The following is a 20,413-nucleotide window of genomic DNA, read 5'->3' on the forward strand; positions in this document are numbered from 1 at the left end:
ACATGGACGCCTTCCCTCGCCAGGCCACCTTCTGGGGCCTGCCCACGCGCGGCATTGCACTGCTGCTGATCAACGCCCTGTTCTGGCAACCCATCTGGGCGCAGGCCGCCACCGGCATCGTGGTGAGCAACAGCGCCACCCAGGTGGGCCAGGCTGGCAATGGCGTGCCGGTGGTGAACATCGCCGCGCCCAACGCCAGCGGCCTGTCGCACAACCAGTACCAGGCCTACAACGTCGGCCAGGAAGGGGTGATCCTCAACAACGCCACCGGCAACGTGCAGGCCACCCAGCTGGGCGGCATCATCGTCGGCAACGCCAACCTGCAAGGCCGCGCCGCCAGCACCATCCTCAACGAAGTGAACGGCGGCAGCCCCAGCCAGCTCAACGGCTACACGGAAGTGGCCGGGCAAGCCGCGCGGGTGATCGTCGCCAACCACTACGGCGTGACCTGCAACGGTTGCGGCTTCATCAACACCCCGCGCGCCACCCTCACCACCGGCAAGCCGGTGCTCGACGGCAACGGCAAGCTCGACCACTACCAGGTGGACGGCGGCCAGGTGAGCATTGAAGGCACCGGGCTGGACGCCAGCAACATCGACCAGTTCGAGATCATCACCCGCTCGGCGAAGATCAACGGCGAGATCCACGCGCGCAAACTGGCGCTGGTCACCGGCAAGAACGATGTAGACGCCGAAAGCCTCAACGCCACCGCTCGTGCCGCTGACGGCAATGCCCCAGCGCTTGCGGTAGACGCCTCTGCACTGGGCGGCATGTACGCCAACACCATCCGCCTGGTGGGCACCGAAGCCGGTGTGGGCGTGAAGCTCGACGGCAACCTCGCCGCCAGTGCTGGCGACATTCAGCTCGACGCCAACGGCCACCTGAGCGTGGCCCAGGCCGCTGCCAGCGGCAATATCGACGCCCACGGCCGCAGCGTCGAGCTCAACGGCCCGGCCTATGCCGCAGGCAACGTCAACGCCCGCGCCGACAACGCGCTGGTGAACCGCGGCACCCTCGCCGCCGCCGGCAACATCAACCTCACCGCTGGCGGCACGCTGAGCAACGGCAGCACGGTGGAGGCCGGGGTTAACCCGGACAACAGCCGTAATGCCACGGCTGACGTGGTGCTGCGGGCGGGGGAGATTGCCAATAGCGGGAAGGTGATCGCCAGCCGTGACCTGGATGCCCAAGCCACCGGCACGCTGCGTAACACCGGCGCCCTGAGCGCTACGGGCCAAGCGCGTGCCAAGGCTGCAACCCTGGACAACAGCCAGGGCAAGTTGCTGGCAGGTGGCAACCTCACGGCTGAAGCAGGCACCTTTTCCAACCAGAACGGCCAGGTCATCACCGATGCCAATCTGGCCGTCACCGCTGCGGCCCAGAACAACCAGGCCGGGCTGCTTTCTGGCCGCAAGGGTGTAACGCTCAGCGGCCAAGACCTGGACAATCGCCAGGGCGGTACCGTTTCCAGCCGTGAAGGCAACCTCAGCGCCACCTTCGCAGGCAAGCTGGACAACCGCGAAGAGGGTGCGCTCGCGGCTGGCGGCACGCTTGAGGCCACTGCCCGGCAACTGGATAACCGCCGTGGCACTGTCGAAGCACAGGGCCCGGTTACCCTTGGGCTGGCAGGCGATAGCCAGAACGACGGCGGCAGCATCTACAGCGCCACCTCTCTGAACATCGACAGCAGCGGCCATGCCCTGAACAACCAGGGCGGCAACCTCAAAAGCGCTGGCAGCCTGGGCCTGCTCGCAGGCTCTTTTGACAACAGCCAGGGCGGCAGCGTAGCCAGTGCCGGCTTGCTGAGCCTGTTGATTGCAGGCCAGTTGAATAATCGCGGCGGCCTGCTCTACAGCCAGAGCGCCGGTGTTGGCATCGAGGCGGGGGAGTTGGCCAACCAGGGCGGTACGGCCCAAGGCGAAACCCTTAGCCTCACCGGCACCACCGCCCACAACCAGGGCGGCAACCTCATCGCTCGCAGTGGTGCGGCGCTGGTCACCGTCGGGGCGTTCGACAACGGCACCGGCACACTGGCGGCGCAAGGCTTGCTGAAAATCGTCGGCGACAGCTTTGCCAACCACGGCCAGGTCGCTGCGCACGACATCGACACTCAACTGACCGGCACCTTCGACAACCACAGCGGTGTAGTGGAAAGCGCCGGCAACCTGGACCTTGCAGCCGCAGGCCTGGACAACGCAAACGGCCAATTGCGGGCCCTGGGCGATGGCACCAGCAGTGTCAGCCGTTTCAGCCTCGCCGGTGCACTGAACAACCAGAACGGCAACCTTGAAACAGCCGCGAATCGGCTGGAAGTAACCGCCGCAGGGCTGAGCAACGACGGTGGCAAGGTACTGCATCTGGGCGGCGGTGCCTTCGGCCTGAGCGCAGCGTTGCTTCAGGATGCCGGCGGCACGCTTGCAACCAATGGCAGCCTGCTGATCGAAGCCGATCAATGGAGCAACAGCAGTGCCCTGCAGGCCCGTGACCTGACGGTTCGCGTGAAGCGGCTCACCCAGGCAACCACTGGCAAGCTGATTGCCAGCGGCACATTCACAGGTAGTGGCGACGACTGGGCCAACGCGGGCACCCTCGCCAGCAATGGCGCATTCAGCCTCGACCTCAGCCGTAGCTTCACCAACGCCGGCCGGCTCATCAGCGGCGCCGGCCTGAACCTCGGCGCAGGCAGCGTGCTCAACCAAGGCACCTTGGCCGCCAACGACACGCTCAGCCTCACCGCCAGTGGCATCACCAACGACAAAGGCCTGCTCACCAGCGGCGGCAACATGCAACTGCTGGCCGATACCTTTACCAACCACGAGGCGGACGTCTACAGCCTCGGTGATCTGTTGATCGCCCGGGACGCCAGCGGCACGCGCGCCAGCCTGATACTCAACCAGTCGGGCAACCTCACCAGCGACGGTGCCATGGCCTTGGCTGCAGATACTGTCCGCAACGAGCGCACGGTGCTCGCCGTCGACCCGTCACGCCCGTGGAAAGGCCTGATTACCGAGATCGACTGCAACTATCCTGGCGGCCTGGACTGCAGCGGCAGCCGCCGGGAGCACGTATGGCGCATCGACCAGTACGATCGCCAGACCGTCAGTGAGGCCAGTGCCGCTTCGAGCATGACTGCCGGTGGCAGCATGGGCATTCAGGCCGATACGTTCACCAACAGCAGCAGCTCCGTTGCCACCGGTGGCGATTTCATTGCACGCGTCGGGGCGTTCAACAACCAGGGTGTGGTGACCGGCGAAACGCTGACCTCGCGCATCGTGCGCAGCGGCCGCAAGACCTCCTACGGCGCAGCCAGCGCCCAGGCCCAGGCGTTCAATGATCGCTATTCCGAGAATGGCAGCGCGTTCGACCCGAACGACAGCAGCGGCTATGCCCAAGGCCTGGCAGGTTTTTACTACGAAGGCGAGTACTTCAATTACAAAACCAGCAGTGAACTGAGCCACGACGCGCAAACCTACGGGGCAGTCATCCAGGCCGCCGGCCGAGTCGACGTGCAGGCCAGCAATGGCATCGACAACAGCGTAGTGAAACCGGGCTACCTGTTCGTCAGCCCCGGTACACCGACTGGCACCCACAACCCCGCAGGTGTTTACGGTGTGCAGGTTGCCGTGAACAGCCAGCTGCCCCCAGACCTTGCCCAGCAGCAGGTGAACCCCACCACGCTGCCTGGCTTCAGCCTGCCCGGCAGCGGGAACGGCCTGTTCCACCTGAGCGACCAGGCCGCTGGCAATCAGGCGCCCGCCGGCGCGGGTAGCGTCACCACCGCAGCCAACCCGAACATCCCGCATCGCTACCTGATCGAGACCAACCCCGCGCTCACCGACCTGCGCCAGTTCATGAGCTCCGACTACCTGCTCGGCCTGCTCGGCTACAACCCCGACAGCAACTGGAAGCGCCTGGGCGACGGTTTGTACGAGCAACGCCTGGTGCAACAGGCTGTGATTGCCCGCACCGGCCAGCGCTTCATCGACGGCATGGCCAGCGACGAAGCGCAGTTCAAGTACCTGATGGACAACGCCATCGCGAGCAAGGCGGCGCTCGATTTGAGCGTAGGCGTGAGCCTGACCTCCGAGCAGGTCGCGGCGCTGACGCACGACATCGTGTGGATGGAAGACCAGGTCGTGAATGGCCAGCACGTGCTGGTGCCAGTGCTCTACCTGGCCCAGGCCGAAGGCCGCCTGCGCCCCTCGGTGCTCTTATCCAGGGCAGTGATATGGCCCTGATCAGCGGTGGCAACCTCGCCAACGCCGGCACGTTCAAAGCCGGCAGCACGCTCAACGCCCTGGCCAACGGCAGCCTGGCCAACAGCGGCCTTATGCAGGCCGGCGGTGCCCTGAACCTGGCAGCGAACAACGACCTCAGCAACCGCGCCGGTGGCGTGATCGCAGGGCGTGACGTCAGCTTGAGTGCCGCCACGGGCACCCTCACCAACGAGCGCACGGTTGTCAGCTACCAGAGCCAGATGGGCAACAGCACCTGGCGGCAGGATTTCGCCAGCGAAGGGGCGCGCATCGAGGCCAGCAACGAACTTGCGCTCAAAAGCGGGCAAGACCTGATCAACCAGGGCAGCACCCTGCAAGCCGGGCGCAACCTGGCGGCTAACGCCGGGCGCGACCTGAACCTGACTGCCACGCAAACCCAGGTGAACACCGAGCACGGCGCCAACCTGCGCAGTGGCCAGATCACGCAAACCGGCGGCCAGGTAAGCGCAGGCAACGACCTGGCACTGATGGCCGGTAAAGACCTGAACACCATTGCCAGCGAGATCAAGGCCGGCCAGAACGCCAGCCTCAAGGCGGGTGAAAACCTGTTGGTCGGGTCGGCGGCCAATGAAAGCCACAGCTACTTCAAGGGTGGGCATTCGAGTTCGCAGGAGGATCATCTTCGGCAGGTGGGGTCGGGTGTCAGTGCCGGGGGCAACCTCAGCCTGGCCGCCGGCCAGGACATGGGCGTCGTTGCCAGCCAACTGACTGCGGGGCAGAACCTCAAGCTGGATGCCGCACGCGATCTGGTGATTGGCTCCGCGCAGAACGAAGATTTCTCGGCCAGTGCGAAGAAGCATAAAGGCAGTTTCGGCCGCAGCAGCTCCAAGGAAAGCCAGAGCTATGCCAGTACCAATGTCGGCTCCGTACTTGAGGCAGGCAACGACCTGACCATCAACGCGTCGCAGGGCAGTGACGGCAGTGTCAGCCTCGATGGAGGCCGCAACGTTGCGGTGGTCGGTAGCAGCCTGAGCGCTGGCAATGACCTGTTGGTCGGTGCCACCGGCGATGTGCTTATCGCTTCTGGCCAGAGTGAAAGTGGCTCTTCCAGCCAGAAGAGCAAGTCCGGCACCTTGGGCCTCAACGAAAGTGGCAAGAGCCTGGAGCAACGCCAGCTCACACAGGTGGCGAGCGAGCTGAATGCCGGCAATGACGCCATCGTGATGGCCGGCCGTAATATCCAGATGGCCGCCAGCCAGGTGATTGCCGACCACGATGCGCAGCTCAGTGCCGGCGTAGTCGATGGCACTGGCGATGTGCAGCTCGCTACGGCGCAGAACGAGGCTTATTTCTACAGCAGCGCCTGGAAGAAAAAGACAGGCCTGTTCGTAGGCGGCGGCGCGAGCCTCACCGGGAGTGGCGGTGAAAAAGGCTTCAGCGTCACCTTCAACCAGAAGAACAAAGAAGGCCAGCGAAGCCAGGAAAACACGGCAGTTGGTAGCCTGGTCAGCGCGGGCAACGACGCGACCCTCGAAGCCGCACGCGATGTGAACCTCAGCGGCAGCCAGGTCCAAGCCCTGAACACGCTGGGGTTAAAGGCCGGCCGCGACGTCAACATCAATGCTGCAAGCAACAGCAGCAATGCCAGCCAATGGTCGAGCAGAAGCGCTGGCGGCTTCAGCCTGGGTGGTGATCGCAACGGCTTCACGCTGTTCATCGGCAGTGAAGAGGCTGCCAAGGACGCAGGCCAGGGCCACGTGAGCGCCGCGCCAAGCGCGCTCAGCGGCCGTGATGTGCAGGTCGAGGCGGCTCGGGACATCCACCAGAACGGCTCGGATGTATACGCCAGCCGCGATGTGACCTACACCGCCGGGCGCGATATCCAGGTGGGCGCTGCCGCGCAGCAGGACACCGCCAACGAAAGCGCGCGCCTTTCACGCTCTGGCCTGGGCCTGACCGTCAACCACAACATCGGCAGCACCGCCGATGCCATCAGCGATGCCGGGAAAAGCGAAGACGGCGTCAGCAAGGCTTCAAGCGTGCTGAAGATGTTCGACGCGATCGGCCAGTTCCTCTTCGGCGCGACCTTCGACGGCATGTTGGGCAACAACCAGAACGCCCAACACGCCAGCAGCAGCCAGACCAGCATGCGCGGCTCCAGCCTCGAAGCGGGCAACGACGTGAACCTGGTGGCAGGCAACGACCTGTCGCTCAACGGCACGCGTGCTGGCGCGGGGCGCGACATCAACCTGGCTGGCCGAAACGTTGAGCTTGGCGTCGCGCAGGGCGGCGATGATCACGACGACCAGCAAACGCAGAGCAACGGTGGCATCAAGGGCGGCACCACCAACGGCTTCAAGATCGGCATCGGGGGTGCCTCCGGCATTGCGACCCAGGAAGGTACGCGGCAGAACTCGTTGCCCACCGAACTCAATGCCGGGCATGACATCAACGCAGCCGCCACCAACGACCTGACGCTGGTGGGCACCCAGGCCAACGCCGGACGCAACATCCAGCTCGAAGCCGCCAATGATGTGAACATCCTGGCGGCGCGCAACACCAGCAACAGCCAGGACGCCCGCCATAACGGCGGTGCCGAGGCCGGCCTGATGGTGGGCAGCCAGGGCGTGGGCGTCTACGCCAGCGTGAACATCGGCCGTGGCAACCTCGACCGCACTGGCGAACAGGCGCAAATGGCGCACCTCAACGCCGGCGAGGAACTGGCGGTGACCAGCGGCCGCGACACCACCGTGGCAGGCGCGCGCCTGGAAGGCGACACCGTGAAGGTGGACACCGGCCGCAACCTCACCGTGACCTCAGTGCCCGACACCGGCAAGGTGACGGGCAAGGAGATGGACGTCAGTGCCACGGTGGCCGTGGGCTTCGGCTGGGTGAGCGTGAGTGGCTCGGCCGGTTACGGCCAGACCACGGGCAAGACCAACTGGGTCAATGAACAGACCGCCATCGTCGGCCAGAACGGCGTCGACGTAAAAACCGGTGAGCACACCCAGATCAACGGCGGGCTGATCAATGACGCCAGCGGCAAGCTCAAGATCGACACCCAGACGCTGGGTTACGCGGACCTATCCGGGCTGGATGTCGAGCACGGCTACTACCTCAATGTGGGCGGGAGCTGGACCAGTGGTGGCGGCGGTGGTAGCCAGGACGCCAGCCAGACGGGCAAAGGGGATCCCGGCAAGAACAACTGGAGCGTCCAGGGCTACAACAACACCAGCGACCGCCGCCAGGAAGTGCGCGCCACGGTGGGCCAGGGCGAGATCGTGGTGCGTGGGGATGCGGGCACCGGCAAGGACTCGACAGCAGGGCTGAACCGGGATCCGTCGCTTGCGTATGAAGTGACGCGGGACAAGGAGCACAAGACGCAGGTGTATGCGACGTCGAGTTCTTTGGATGCTGCGCTCAGTCCGGTCAGTACGGCAAGTCAGTGGGGCCGGCAACTTTCGCAGTATGGGGAAAATGCCCAAGCTACGCTGGCCGATGCGGCCTATATGGTGGATAGCGCCAGACGGGTAGCGGAGCTGACGTGGCGGTCGATTGAAGCCCAATCCGTTTCGGTCGATCAAGTCCCAGAAACTGCGCGAGAAAAATTCGGAGACGCGCTCGCTCTTTCAATAGCAAAAAACTTTGTGCGGAATGGAATTGATCCTAAAGAGTTGGGTGCGCTGACAGACGAGGATCTTTTTCAGATTGGCTATATCGCTGAGAAGTTTAGTGAGTTCAGCGCTGCAATTACTCTTTGCTCGAATAGTGGATGTGCTACTTCGTCTTCTCAAAATTCACAGCAGTCGGACGGGGAGCGTATAACCCTTAATGACGATGGCACTCTTCGTGACGTTACGAAAGTCGGCCTTAACCCAAACAGTCCAAGTGAAAAGCTGCTGGCGCAAACTTCACTGGTTGGTGAGTATCTAACTCAGCTTCGGGAAGATAACCCTGTCAAGGCAGAGCTGGTTACTTTGGCAATGCAAGCCTCGATGGGGCCTGCCAAAGCAGCAGTGGGGCTGGCGGGTAACGTTGTCGTAGAGGCCTTGGTTGGGGAAAAGATAAAAGCGTTAAAGGACGGTGCGGCGTTAACAATCGCTGATGAGTTAAGCAGCAAAAGCCGGCAGGAGCTGGCTGAGAGTGATCGCAACTTCCAGCTTGCTCATGAACAAGGCAAGGTCGAGCAGACTCGTAATCCTTATGTCTTGGGCGCTAATACCATTTTGGATGTTGCTCTGAGCACGGGGCTCTCAATAGGCACCAAGGTTGGGGGGCGGATAATCACGTCCTCGGACGCGCCGAAGGTTCCCCCATCGTCGGGTAAGCCTTCTCGTTCAGAACCGGCCCTAGGCGAAGCCGGCACGCCAGTGACGAAGGGCCCTTGTTGCTTTGCTGCGGGTACGAAGATTTCTACGCCTCAGGGCGATCGCACTATCGAGTCGCTGAAGGTGGGAGATGTTGTTTGGAGCAAGCCTGAGAAAGGGGTAAGCCGTTCGCGGCTGCGATTCTGGCCACGCATCAGCGTTCGGATCAGCCGATCTATCGGCTCAAGCTTAAAAGTGTGCGTGGCACGAGCGCAGCGGCAGGCGAGACCTTGCTGGTCACGCCGAGCCACCCCTTCTATGTCCCTGCCAAGCGCGACTTCATTCCCGTCATTGATCTCAAACCAGGTGATCTGCTGCAGTCATTGTCCGATGGCGACAGCGAAAATACGTCGTCGGAAGTCGAGTCGCTTGAGCTGTACCTGCCAAGGGGCAAGACCTACAATCTGACGGTTGATGTGGGGCATACGTTCTACGTCGGCGAGCTGAAAACCTGGGTTCACAACACTGGGCCCTGTGATTTGCCTCCGGATTATTTTGGGGGTGGAGCGAAGGAAGCAGCAGCTAGAGCTGCGACGGGCGGGGGGAAGTTGCTGAAACGACAGGAACGTTTCCAGACGAGGTGTTCACTGGGAAGAAACCGCATCAGACGACTCCTGGAACAGGGAGTGTGACACAGGAAAGGTACAACCCCGCAACTGGAAAACTGGAAGAATCTGTGATCGAGTACGACCAATATGGCCGACAGGTTAAGAGAACGGATTACACCAATCATGGATATGGGAATCCAGAAAATCCTGCGGAATATCATTCCGACCCCCACACGCATACCTATGAATATGGTCCAGGCTATGGGGCCAATGGGAAAGAGACGAGGATCAATAATGAATAATCTTCCAGCGTTGAATGAATTGCTTGTTGCACACAACTGCCTACATGCACTTTCTGTTCAGTTGGACTTTGGCGATATGGCTTATAATTTATCTTTATCAATTTCAGCCTTTGAAAGCTTAGGGGTTGATGTGGTGACTATCAGGTTCATTGATGTTAGCCAATTTACTGCTCATGATTTTGGGGGCGGATTAACTCAACTGATGCACATGCGCGTTGAAAGGCTAAGTTCTGGCTTCGATAGAATGCGTTATCGACTGAGTGATCTTGAAGATAAAAAGCTATCGTTTTGTTTCTCATCATTCTCGATTGAGTAACTGAAGCGCACGTAGCTGTGGGGTATTACCGCTCACGCGGCTGATGATATCAAGTTTTCGCAAATTACCGTTTCATCCAATAAAAGTGACTGGCCAGCAGGTATTGACTACACGTACAACCAGCGGCGCATTGGTGCAGGGCCGCGACGTCAGCGTGACCACCCTGACCGGCGACATCAGCAACACACGCAGCATCACACTGAATGTGGCTGATTAGGAGGAGTGATGCGTGCTGTTATAAAAGGTATTTCTAATGATGTTTTTGATGTTGACACTTACTGCCCTGAGAACGTAGACAATTTTTCTTTGAGTCTTCGTATTCGAGTTGGGCTTGATTGCACGCAAGGAGCAGATGATTTTGAGCTTTTCATCTGCACTCCAAAGTGGCTAGAAGAGACAGTATGGGAGGCTCGTTGGGGGAGAGGCCTATTAATTGTTCGAGAATATAATTTTTCGACTATTAATGGGTTGATTCATGATTATGTGAGCAGCTGCGACGGAGACAGCTGGGAGACTATCGTGATACAGCTAGGAAAGGTATTTTCCTGGGAGTTTGATGATTACCAAAACTAGTCAATAGGGGTATTTATTCAACACCGGCCATGCGTCGGTGTTGTTTTATCTGCTTACTGCAAAACCTCCCGTCCTTCGCTGCTCGCTTTGGTCGTGGCTTGAACGATCAGGGCATCAGGCATCTGCGCAACGAATTTCTGTTGGCTATTGGGTGGTTGGTCGATGGCCTCCAATTGCTGCTGCCATTTCGGAGCCGGGCCACGCTATGTACCTGCCAACCGCGACTTCATTCCGGTCATTGATCTGAAACCGGGTGATCTGCTGCATTCATTGGCCGAGGGCGACACCGAAAATACGTCGTCGGAAGTCGAGTCGCTTGAGCTGTACCTGCCAAGGGGCAAGACCTACAATCTGACGGTCGATGTGGGGCATACGTTCTACGTCGGCGAGCTGAAGACCTGGGTTCATAACACCGGGCCTTGTGATTTGCCTCCAGATTATTTCGGGGGTGGTGCAAAAGGTGGCGCTAAGACTCCAAAAACTGTAGAGGAAATATCAACCCCCCACAGGCACCTATCATTCCGTCGGGCTGGGTCAGCCGACCGGGGCGAAATGGTGGTGAAATTTACTTTTCGGATGGTACTTATCCTGCCAAAGGGGAGCACATTAGGGTCATGCCACCTGGCTCATCAGCTGTTCCAGGATATGAGTATGGATACTGGCGCTGGCAGAATTCCGGCAAGCAACCAATGAATCCGGTGACAGGTAGGCCGGGTAAAGGGCAGGGAGATACACATGTTCCACTTCCACCGGACCTTTACCGCCTGTTCGTCGTTGAAGTGCATTGCTTCAATCAGGAGAAGACATGTACTTATTGCCAGATGATTTTGATTTTCGGCTGCTTTCCGGGTGTTATTTGGAAATGGTTTGTTTTGGTATGCGTGTCACAACGCTGGATTTTCACGCCCTCAAACAGCGCCTGGTGTCCCTCCATATCAGGTTTCCTTCTGTATTGAGGGAGGACTTACGTATCAAGTTGGTAGTGTTTCAGGGAGGAGAGAGTTTGCAGACTCATCTACCAGTACCCCCTTGTTAGATTTCTTGTTGCGAGATGTTGTTTTGGTTGAAAAGGCGGAACGGCTACACTTTCAGTGTTATTTGGGTCGGACAATAAAATCGTAATCGAGGGCTGCGGCGGCTACTACGAATCCTATTCGATTTATTTAAATTCTGGTGACATCATAGTTGTTTAGTTCATGCAAAAGTAGGGGGCGCCACGCCGGTAACGAAGGCCCTTGCTGCTTTACTGCGGGTACGAAGGTTTCTACACCTCAGAGTGACCGCACCATCGAGTCGCTCAAGGTGGGGGATGTTGTCTGGAGCAAGCCTGAGAAGGGGGTAAGCCGTTCGCGGCTGCGATTCTGGCCACGCATCAACATTCGGATCAGCCGATCTACCGGCTCAAACTTAAAAGTGTGCGTGGCGCAGGCGCAGCGGAAGGCGAGACCTTGCTGGTCACGCCGAGCCACCCCTTCTATGTCCCTGCCAATCGCGACTTTATTCCCGTCATCGATCTCAAACCGGGTGATCTGCTGCAGTCATTGTCCGATGGTGACAGCGAAAATATGTCGTCCGAAGTCGAGTCGCTTGAGCTGTACCTGCCTAGGGGCAAGACGTACAATCTGATGGTCGATGTGGGGCATACGTTCTACGTCGGAGAACTGAAGACCTGGGTTCACAATACTGGGCCTTGTGATTTGCCTGCCGGTAAGTTTGATTATTTGTTCGGTCGTGTGTCTAGCAATTCCCATAATGCTCCTCGTTCGAACCAGCTCGCGCTTGAAATGAAAAGACTAGGGGGCCCGGATAATGCAGTTGCCCGTCAAAAGCTGACTGATCATTTAACAATTTCCGCCAAAGCTGAGGAGGATGTGGTTAATGCTCTCACCAATCAGTACGGTAATTTTGAAGTTAGAGAGTCCCTTTTCATCAGGGCCGTCAGGGAAAGCTGCTAATTTTCAAAGTACCTTCCAGGTTCTAGATGATGGGACCTGTAGGCCCAGTACATTAATACCGCTTCGTTGAGGGTTGCTATAATGGTATTTCCAAGCACAAATGATTTTTTAGAGCAGTTTGGTATCGAGCCTGTTGAGGTGGATTCGAACTTGGCTTTTTGTCGTTACATAAAAAAGTCAAAAGATAGTGAGATTGAGGTTGATATTTCCTTCAGCGCTACAATGGCCTCTTTTCAGGTTGTCCTGAGAGTTGCAATGCACGAGTTGGCAGTTATTTCTTCGGAGAGCGTCGAGACTATTGAGTTGTTGCGGGATAGCTCAGAGGCGGGCGTTCGTGTCGTTTTTAATTTGTCCAATTCAACCTCGGAAGCTCGGGTAATATTTGAGCCTGAAGTCAGCTGTCGGTGGTGGACATTGCGTAATATTTAAGCCGGCCAAAAAGCGGGGTGCCGCAGTACCCGACGAGGATGATGGCTTTTTGTGGAGGTCCATTGATGCCTCAAAGCTAGGAAAAGAAGCGTTATCTAAAAGTTTGATTCAATATGGCTCTATTGCAGGGGGCGTCACGTTTAGGGTTTATTTAGATAAGGCCGCAAGGGTTGTGACAAATTTCCATCCTAAGTAAAGGTGAAGTGTTTATGAAAGAACTGTTCGGTCAGCCGTACGATGGGGCAGATCCTTATCGGGCCGTTAAAGGTTATTTTGATAGAATGTATAGCGATGGATACTTTGTTGAGGCGATTGGCTATATCATTAAAAGGTGGGGGTTCAGTACGGATGGGGCTTGCTGTAACTTCCCTGATGAAAATAGTATGTTTGTTGAAGATCATTTTGAGGGGTGGAATTTGCGTATGGCTATTTGCCTACGGATGAAGATACAGTGGTCGTAAGTGAAGCTGTTTGCTCTGAATATATTCGATTAGCTTGTGAGATTTATCTTCAACGCCACCCTGGAGATACTCAAAAAATAAAAGAACTGCTGAGCCATATTCATTTTTGAATTTGAATAAAAACAGCCTGGGCCGAGTGAGCTGTTTGATTTGAAATGTTTGAGATGTGAAAAATCTTTCGTTCGCCGGCCGAGCGCTACAAAAACACGGTGGGCGAGAAGGCAGTGCATTTCCGAGTGCCAAAGGGGTCCCCTCGGAAATAAACAAGCGAGGTCAAAAGGTCGTTGATGATATTCTTAACAACCCTGCTTCTACGGTAACCTTCAAAAATACCAGCAGGTTTGGACAGGTTATGGATATATTCGCTCCTGATGGAAGGGGAGTGCGCTATGATTCTGATGGAAAGTCTATCGGTCTATTGGAGCCTCCGAAGCTATGACAAATCTATCATCATTAGTAACCAGTCCTCCAGATCGCGAGAATCTGGTATTCGAAATTTGGTCGGGGAGAGATCAGATGGCTGAGGTCTCCCGTGAGCCTGGCCAGTCATTTAGAATTGAGATTTACCCGCCTGTCGAGGGAAAGAAGTGGGCTTTGGAACTCAAAGATTTTTTATCTCTCTTGAATCAATCAATGGAGAGCCTGAAATAATATCTGAGGGTTGGCGAATTAAGGCGTCGCCGAAGGTTAGAATTTGTGTGGGATTGGCAGAAATCCAGCTAGCGTAGTGTTTCAAAAAAATGCCACTGAAAATTAATGTGTGGCCGCGTCCCAGTTCAGCAATAGCCTGTACCATCACGCCAACCACAACAGCAGCGGTTTTACCCAGACCTGCTTGACCGTTGTGGCCGGGCAGGGCTTAAGCATCCAGGCCGGCCGCGACATCAACCCAGATCGACGGCACTTATGAAAATGAATTTTCAGTAATAAAAAATATGTTTAGCGCGTATTTGAATCAGGATTTTGATCTGGATTTTGTTAACGCAGATGATGCGATTGCAGCGTTTTCCAGTCATGCCAGTCATATTGAAATAGAGAGAGCTTTAAAAGAGCTGGATATGCTGCTGAACGCTGACATGAATGAGAAGCAGCTAAGAAGTATAATTTTTGACAGATTCGGATGCGGCTATTTTTATCCTGCGGATTGGGTCGGGGGAGCAGTATGGTTAAGACATGTAGAATCATTGCTAAAAAAGTAGGTTGAGGTATCCAGATTTATGCAAAACTTTTAAATTGGAATGGTTTGAGTGTGTGCAGGGAGGGACCTGAAGTTTTTATGTAATTGAGCTAATTATGTTGTTGCAGAGAACCATTGTAAGTTGACATGTCAATAGTTGTGTGGGTTTTCGATAATGGAGTGCGTAAGCCCAGCATATTCCTGCCGTCTCGTCGAGGGTTGCTATGATGGTATTTCCAAGCATAAATGATTTTTAGAGGAGTTTGGCATCGAACCTGTCGAGGTGGATCTAGGCTTGGCTTTGTATCGTTATATAAAAAATCAAAAGAGTTTATTCTACTAATAAGTGGGTGCCGAAATGAAGAATTCTAATTATTTTTCAATATCGTGGACGGCTCCAATTGTGCCATCCATATCTCTTGCAGGCATACCGCTGGGGATCGATGCAGAAGTGCTGGCTCATGTGTTCCTTAATTACTTAATTGATGCATCCACTCAGCTCTATGAATTTGAAAATGCGCCAGGTCTCCGATTAGGGACTCACAGCCTAGATGAGTTCGGAAATGGCGGTTACTCTTTCTCTTTATTCGATGAGTCCGCTATTAATAAGCTGCTAAAGGGGACCCCTGCTTTATCAGTAATGATTAGGAAGTGGAGGGTTCATGCTGTTAAAGTTTACGATTTCAGTTTTCCTGGGGAGGTTTTACAAAAACTCGTTTACAGAGGCCTTCTGCCGGAAGGCATTGGGTTAGGTGATATGGTTTCCAGTTTCTTGGCGTTTACGAATTTGGATTTTGATAGTGCTGAGGATTGGTTCTATACCGACCAGGGCTATGGTGGGCTGAGAGGTCACCGGTTGGGGAGCCCCTCTGGAAGACCATCCAGATCAAATTGTTACTGCTTTATGTGTGATATCAGGAGCGACCGCGAAGGTATGAGTGGGACGTACTTTACTAATACCGATCTTGTACAGGTATTTTTTACAAAATTTTTGCTCCCGAGAAAAAGTACGACCCTGACGCCTATAGGCAATGCTTCGCAAGCACGGAAGGCAACTTTGTAGCGATTGAAAAAGGTCATCAATCACACTCCTATCTATTATCTTTGATGGTTGTTCCGAATATGTCAATGAGCAGGTCTTTGAGCAACTTGCCGAAGCAATTGCACTCTCATGGCGGTTGACGTTACAGGATAGATTTCCTGGCAAAGCCTTCAAGCTCGAATTATCAAACACAGATCAGGATTACGGGCCAGTCGTGACTTTCTACCAGCTTCCCGTGCTTTAGATATGAAGATGGCAGTGCGATTCCTGCCATTTGACTATATGGCCACGTTTCGTTTCTTGCGCCTGAAAGGCTGGAGCCAATGGCTCTTCTACCCTTCCTCAATCCACTCCCCCGGCACCCCATCCGTCAACCAGACCCCATTCTCCGCCCGATAGAACACAAATCCCGCCTCATGCATCCGCCGCGCCGCCACCTTTAGCACCACCGGCTCCCCATACCGCGTACCCACTTCCACCGCAGTCGCAGCCTCTTGCGCCAAATGCACATGGTGCCGCTCACCGGCAATCAACCCCTTCTCCCGGATCGAAGCCAGAAACCGCCTCGCCGTGCCGTGATAAAGCACTTCCGGCGGAACCTGCTGCGCATGTTGCAGGTTGACCGAGGCCGTGGAGTGCCCCTGCACCGCACGAATGCGCTGCCCATCGGGCGAGAGGGCAAAGCGCTTCTTCGCGTTGGATTGCACTACTTGCTCAATGAGTGCCGTGTCGAGTGCGCGGCCTTGAGCCGCCGCCCCCGCAATCAATTGGTCGATGGCAGCCCAACCTTCGCTGTCGAGTTGCAACCCGATGGCGTGGGGCTCGTGCCGCAGCACGTAACTGAGGAACTTGCCGGTGTCGGTAAGGCGTTTGCTTTCCATGGCGCTCGAACATTGGGAATTCAGCTGTTTTAAGGCAGACTCCGCGCGCTCGGGTGCGCAGAGCTGATGTGCGGTGGCACTCTACCATTTTGCGTGGCGGTCACCATGCGCCATCCCGGGCCAGGCACCTCACTTATACGGACATACCCATGCTTCCCCTTCTTGTCACCCTCGTAGCGCTATTACTTCTCGGCTTTGGCCTTTTGCGAGTGCTTAAGGCAAGGCCTCGTTATACCTTCTACGCCCTCATCGCCATGGCCATACCCGCAGGCGCATTCATCGCCTTGGTCGGGGTCTACTCAATGCCCGCCGGCTCGATGGAGCCGACCGTGAAAGTGGGCGATTACTTTGTCGTCAACAAGATGGCCTACAGCACGCGTGCACCTTGGTTCGGCATTCGCCTCGGTACTTTTGCCACGCCACAACGCGGCGATGTGATTGTGTTCGAATTCCCCTCTGATCGAGCGGTCATCCATCTCAAACGGGTTATCGGCGTGCCGGGCGACAGGATCGTTTACACCACAGCCAAGCAGCTCTATATCAACGATGAACTTATCCCCGATATGGCCGCAGGGGAGGCGCGCGCAGGCCTGATTCAGGGCAAGGTACTTGAAGAGCGTATTGGGCAGGCGAGGTTCTCGATCCAGCAACTGGAAGGCTTGAACAGGCAATGGCCAACCAAAAGCTGGGTAGTCCCCGCCGGGCATTACTTCGTGATGGGCGACAACCGCGACAACTCCAACGACAGCCGTTACTGGGACGACGAGGCCATTGCCCCGGAGCTGCGCGCGATGGTGCCGGAGGAAAATATCCTGGGTAAGGCAGTGTTCCTGCCGTTGAAGCTCTCGCGAGTGCATTGAAACCCGCACCACGCTCTACGCCAACTCGCTCTCGGCCCCAAGCTGCTGCCGAGTCCATAACCGCCAGTAATACCCTTGCTGCGCCAGCAATTCTCCATGCGTACCGTCTTCGACCAGCCGCCCTTGGTCGAACACCACGATCCGGTCCAGATGCGCCACCGTCGAAAGGCGGTGCGCAACCACGATGACCGTGCGCTGTTCCATGATCTCGTCGAGCTTCTCCTGGATGTAGCGTTCGGTCAGTGAATCGAGGCTTGAAGTCGCCTCGTCCATCACCAGGATCGGCGCGTTCTTCAGCAACACACGGGCGATGGCGATGCGTTGGCGCTGGCCCCGGAAAGCTTCACGCCACGCTCGCCCACCAGCGAGTCGTAGCCTTGCTCCAGCCCTTCGATGAAGCTGTGCGCACCCGCGCGCTCGGTGGCTGCCAGCAGCTCGGTTTCATCAGCGTCGAGGCGGCCGTAGTGGATGTTTTCACGAATGCTGCGGTGGAACAGGCCCGGGTCTTGCGGAATGAGGCCGATCTGCTGGTGCAGCGATTGCTGCGTCACTTCGCGGATGTCCTGGCCATCGATGAGCACGCGGCCGCTGTCGACGTCGTACAGGCGCAGCAGCAGGTTGAGCAGGGTCGACTTGCCGGAGCCTGAAGCGCCCACCAGCCCGACGCGCTGGCCGGCGGCGATGCGCAGGTCGAGGTTTTCGAACACCGGCCGGCCCGGCAGGTAGCCAAAGCTCAAGTGCTCGAAGCGGATCTCGCCGCGCTCCACCTTCAAGGGCTGGGCCTGGGGTGCGTCGGTGATGTCGTGCGGCCGCACCAGCGTGCGCACGCCGTTGGCGATGTTGCCCGAGGCTTCGAACAGCTCCATCAAGCGGCGGGAGAGGCCGGTGACGTCGCTGATGATCACCATCGACAGGCTGCTGGCCATCACGAAGGTCGCCACGTCGATGCGGCCGGCCTGCCACAACCACAGCGACAGCCCGAGCATGCCGGCCTTGAGCAGCACGCCGCAGAGGTTCTGCAGCCAGCGAATGCGTTCCATGTAGCCCAGCGAGCGGTGTGCGGCGGCGACTTCCTCATCGAGGTAGCCGCCCAGGTAGTGGTGTTCGAAGCGCTGGCGGGCGAACAGGCGCACGTTGCTGAGGTTGGTGACGGCGTCGACCACCTTGCCGGTGGTGGTGCTGCGCGCGGCCGAATGCGCGCGTGCCAGCGGGTGGCTGCGCCGGGCGAGGAACCAGCACAAGGTCAGGAAGCCTGCCGCCCACGCACCCATGGCCAGGCCCAGCCAGCCGTCAGCGCTGCTCAGCAGCACCACCGACAGCACCAGGGTCACCAGCAGCGGGATCAGGTCGAAGATCAGGATCACCAGCGTCTGGCTGGTGCCCATCGACACCTCTGAAATACGGTGCGCGAGGGCGCCGGCGAATTCGCTGCTGATGAAGCGGTGGGAGTGGCGCTGCAGGTAGCCGAACAGTGCATGGGTCACCGCCCGGCGCTGGCGGGGCAGGGTGCGCACGTTGAACCAGCTGGCCAGGCGCAGGCTGCACATCTCCAGCACCAGCAGGCAGACGAAACCCGCCACCGGCCAGGCCAGCGCATGTGGCGCAGCCCCTTGAGTGACCAGCCGGGTGATTTGCCCCAAGGCCCAGGGAATGCCGAGCGTGAAGATCACCGAGGCGGTCTGCAGCAGCAGGATGGCCAGGTACGCCCAGCGGAAGCGCCCTACGAAATGCAGCACGAAGCGGTAGGGTTCGGTGGGCAGGTGGTCGGGCGGTGTCTCGGTCATGATGGGCGCATACGCGGGCTGGGTTGCCGTTGGGCCATGGGCCGGCGGTGGGGTTCAAACCTTGAAGTGCTTGCCCACCGCCGGGGCGAAGTGCGTGCAGTTGATACGCAGGTAGCGCCGGTAGTCCCGCCCCACCGAAAACGAAGCCCCCGGCATCAGCAAAATGTCGTGCCGCTCCAGCCGGGTGATCAACTCGGCCTGGTCCTCCACTTGCGGGTGCCAGGCCCAGAGGAACATCCCGCCCTGCGGCTGCATCTCCAGCTCCCAGCCGTGCCGCGCCAGCGCTTGCTGGGTGCGAACCTGCTGGGCGATGAGCTTTTGCTGAAGCTGCTTCATGTGGCCTGCGTAGGTGCCGTCCACCAGGATGGTGTTGACGAAGCGCTCGCAGAAGGCCGGCACCGCCACGCAGGTGAGCAGTTTCAAGCGCGTGAGCGGCTCGACCAAGTGCGCCGGGCAGGCGATGTAGCCCACCCGCAGCGACGCCGAGAGGCACTTGGAGAAACTGCCCACGTAAAGCGTGCGCTCCAGGTTGTCCAGCTCGGCGAAGGTCTGGCGCAGGTGCGGATTGAAGTCGCCGTATACGTCATCTTCCACCACCATGAAGTCGTGTTCGCTGGCCAGGCGCAGCACTTTGAAGGCGTTGTGCGGGCTGAGGTTGCCGCCGGTGGGGTTGTGGTAGGTGCTGTTGCAGTAGAAGGCCTTGACCTTGTGCCGGGCCAGGTACTGCTGCATTTCTTCGATGTCCGGGCCGTCTGCGGTGCGGCGGATGCCCACCACGTGGCCGCCGGCCAGCTGGATGAGCCGCACCAGGTTGCCGTTGCACGGCTCGTCGACCAGCACGTGGTCACCGGGCTGGATCAACAGGCGAGTGATCAGGTCCAGCGCCTGGGTCGCGCCCAGGGTGGTGAGCAATTGGTCGGGTGGCACGTCCAGGCGCGTCTGGCGCTTGAGGTGCACGCTCAGCTGTTTGCGCAGCGGCAGGTAGCCGGAGATGTCGCCGTATTCGGCCAGCGCGCTTTGCTCAAGGCGCGCGGTGCGGCGGATGGCCTTGGCCAGCAGCTCGGTGTCACGCCAGGCCGCCGGCAGCCAGCCGCAGCCGAGTTTGGTGAGGTGCGGGCCGCCTTGCAGCAGCTTGAACAGCGCATCGCCCTGCATGCGCACCGGCGCTTCGCTGGCGCTGACGGCCGAGGCCTGCGCCAGCGGGGTGACGAAATGGCCACGGCCCGGTTGCGCGCTCAGCAGCCCTTCGCTTGCCAACTGCGCGAAGGCGCGGGTGACCTGGTGATAACTGGCATTGCCCTCGGCCACGAACTGGCGGATCGACGGCAAGCGCTGCCCGGCAGGCCATTCCCCGGCTTGCAGGCGCGCCTTCAACGCGGTGTGGAACGGGTCGGCAAGCATGGGCAGCTCTCACTGTTAGAAGAAACAGCCTAACAGTTCGTGGGAAACGCCGTCGACTGTTCGCCCCGCGCGCGGGCGGCGGTGCAATGATCGCCGGGTC

Annotated in this window: 12 protein-coding genes and 3 pseudogenes; 11 read left to right on the forward strand and 4 right to left on the reverse strand. The window is 58.2% G+C overall.

Translation table 11 applies throughout. The features are described from left to right. Positions 1 to 2: 2 nt before the first annotated feature. The 10 genes and pseudogenes from LN139_RS22575 (at position 3) to LN139_RS22620 (ending at position 15,408) form a co-directional block, all read left to right on the forward strand. A complete protein-coding gene (locus LN139_RS22575; RefSeq protein WP_236357133.1) occupies positions 3 to 4,238 on the forward strand; it encodes a two-partner secretion domain-containing protein in 4,236 nt (1,411 codons plus the stop codon). A 239-nt stretch (positions 4,239 to 4,477) separates the two neighbouring features. Then, a pseudogene (locus tag LN139_RS22585) lies at positions 4,478 to 7,057 on the forward strand (hemagglutinin repeat-containing protein); the annotation flags it as partial. Positions 7,058 to 8,781: 1,724 nt separating this feature from the next. Further along, positions 8,782 to 9,216 (forward strand): polymorphic toxin-type HINT domain-containing protein, encoded by a 435-nt coding sequence (locus LN139_RS22590; protein ID WP_236357137.1) that lies wholly within the window; start codon positions 8,782 to 8,784, stop codon positions 9,214 to 9,216. Between the two features lie 63 nt (positions 9,217 to 9,279). Then, on the forward strand, positions 9,280 to 9,750 hold the full coding sequence (locus tag LN139_RS22595) for a hypothetical protein (protein WP_236357139.1): 471 nt from the start codon (positions 9,280 to 9,282) through the stop codon (positions 9,748 to 9,750). A 225-nt stretch (positions 9,751 to 9,975) separates the two neighbouring features. After that, the gene (locus tag LN139_RS22600; RefSeq protein ID WP_236357141.1) at positions 9,976 to 10,323 is read left to right on the forward strand and encodes an immunity 8 family protein; all 348 of its coding nucleotides are present in this window, start codon (positions 9,976 to 9,978) and stop codon (positions 10,321 to 10,323) included. A 162-nt stretch (positions 10,324 to 10,485) separates the two neighbouring features. Beyond that, positions 10,486 to 11,016: a hypothetical protein gene (locus LN139_RS22605; protein WP_236357143.1), complete on the forward strand. Its 531-nt coding sequence runs from the start codon at positions 10,486 to 10,488 to the stop codon at positions 11,014 to 11,016. 755 nt (positions 11,017 to 11,771) lie between these two features. Beyond that, positions 11,772 to 12,278 (forward strand): hypothetical protein, encoded by a 507-nt coding sequence (locus tag LN139_RS22610; protein WP_236357145.1) that lies wholly within the window; start codon positions 11,772 to 11,774, stop codon positions 12,276 to 12,278. A gap of 638 nt (positions 12,279 to 12,916) precedes the next feature. Beyond that, positions 12,917 to 13,278, forward strand: a pseudogene (gene cdiI / locus LN139_RS22615) (ribonuclease toxin immunity protein CdiI). Positions 13,279 to 14,094: 816 nt separating this feature from the next. Continuing rightward, a complete protein-coding gene (locus LN139_RS25940; protein WP_442964459.1) occupies positions 14,095 to 14,367 on the forward strand; it encodes a contact-dependent growth inhibition system immunity protein in 273 nt (90 codons plus the stop codon). A 336-nt stretch (positions 14,368 to 14,703) separates the two neighbouring features. Beyond that, a complete protein-coding gene (locus LN139_RS22620; protein ID WP_236357147.1) occupies positions 14,704 to 15,408 on the forward strand; it encodes a hypothetical protein in 705 nt (234 codons plus the stop codon). Between the two features lie 311 nt (positions 15,409 to 15,719). On the opposite strand, the gene LN139_RS22625 is transcribed toward LN139_RS22620, so the two are convergent. After that, positions 15,720 to 16,268, reverse strand: a complete 549-nt coding sequence (locus tag LN139_RS22625) for an RNA 2'-phosphotransferase (RefSeq protein ID WP_236357149.1) — start codon at positions 16,266 to 16,268, stop codon at positions 15,720 to 15,722. Positions 16,269 to 16,417: 149 nt separating this feature from the next. Here LN139_RS22625 and lepB point away from each other — a divergent pair, with 149 nt between their 5' ends. Beyond that, the gene (lepB, locus tag LN139_RS22630; protein WP_236357151.1) at positions 16,418 to 17,128 is read left to right on the forward strand and encodes a signal peptidase I; all 711 of its coding nucleotides are present in this window, start codon (positions 16,418 to 16,420) and stop codon (positions 17,126 to 17,128) included. A gap of 15 nt (positions 17,129 to 17,143) precedes the next feature. Here the strand turns inward: lepB and LN139_RS22635 are convergent, their stop codons facing one another. The 3 genes and pseudogenes from LN139_RS22635 to LN139_RS22645 all read right to left on the reverse strand — a co-directional run bounded on the left by LN139_RS22635 (position 17,144) and on the right by LN139_RS22645 (position 20,313). Next, entirely contained in the window at positions 17,144 to 17,431 is a 288-nt protein-coding gene (locus LN139_RS22635; RefSeq protein ID WP_236360617.1) for a hypothetical protein, read from the reverse strand. Positions 17,432 to 17,443: 12 nt separating this feature from the next. After that, a pseudogene (locus LN139_RS22640) lies at positions 17,444 to 18,912 on the reverse strand (ABC transporter ATP-binding protein); the annotation flags it as partial. 54 nt (positions 18,913 to 18,966) lie between these two features. Beyond that, positions 18,967 to 20,313 (reverse strand): aminotransferase-like domain-containing protein, encoded by a 1,347-nt coding sequence (locus LN139_RS22645; protein WP_236357152.1) that lies wholly within the window; start codon positions 20,311 to 20,313, stop codon positions 18,967 to 18,969. Between the last annotated feature and the right edge of the window lie 100 nt (positions 20,314 to 20,413).

The sequence above is a fragment of the Pseudomonas sp. KNUC1026 genome (genome assembly GCF_021650705.1).
GTDB lineage: Bacteria > Pseudomonadota > Gammaproteobacteria > Pseudomonadales > Pseudomonadaceae > Aquipseudomonas.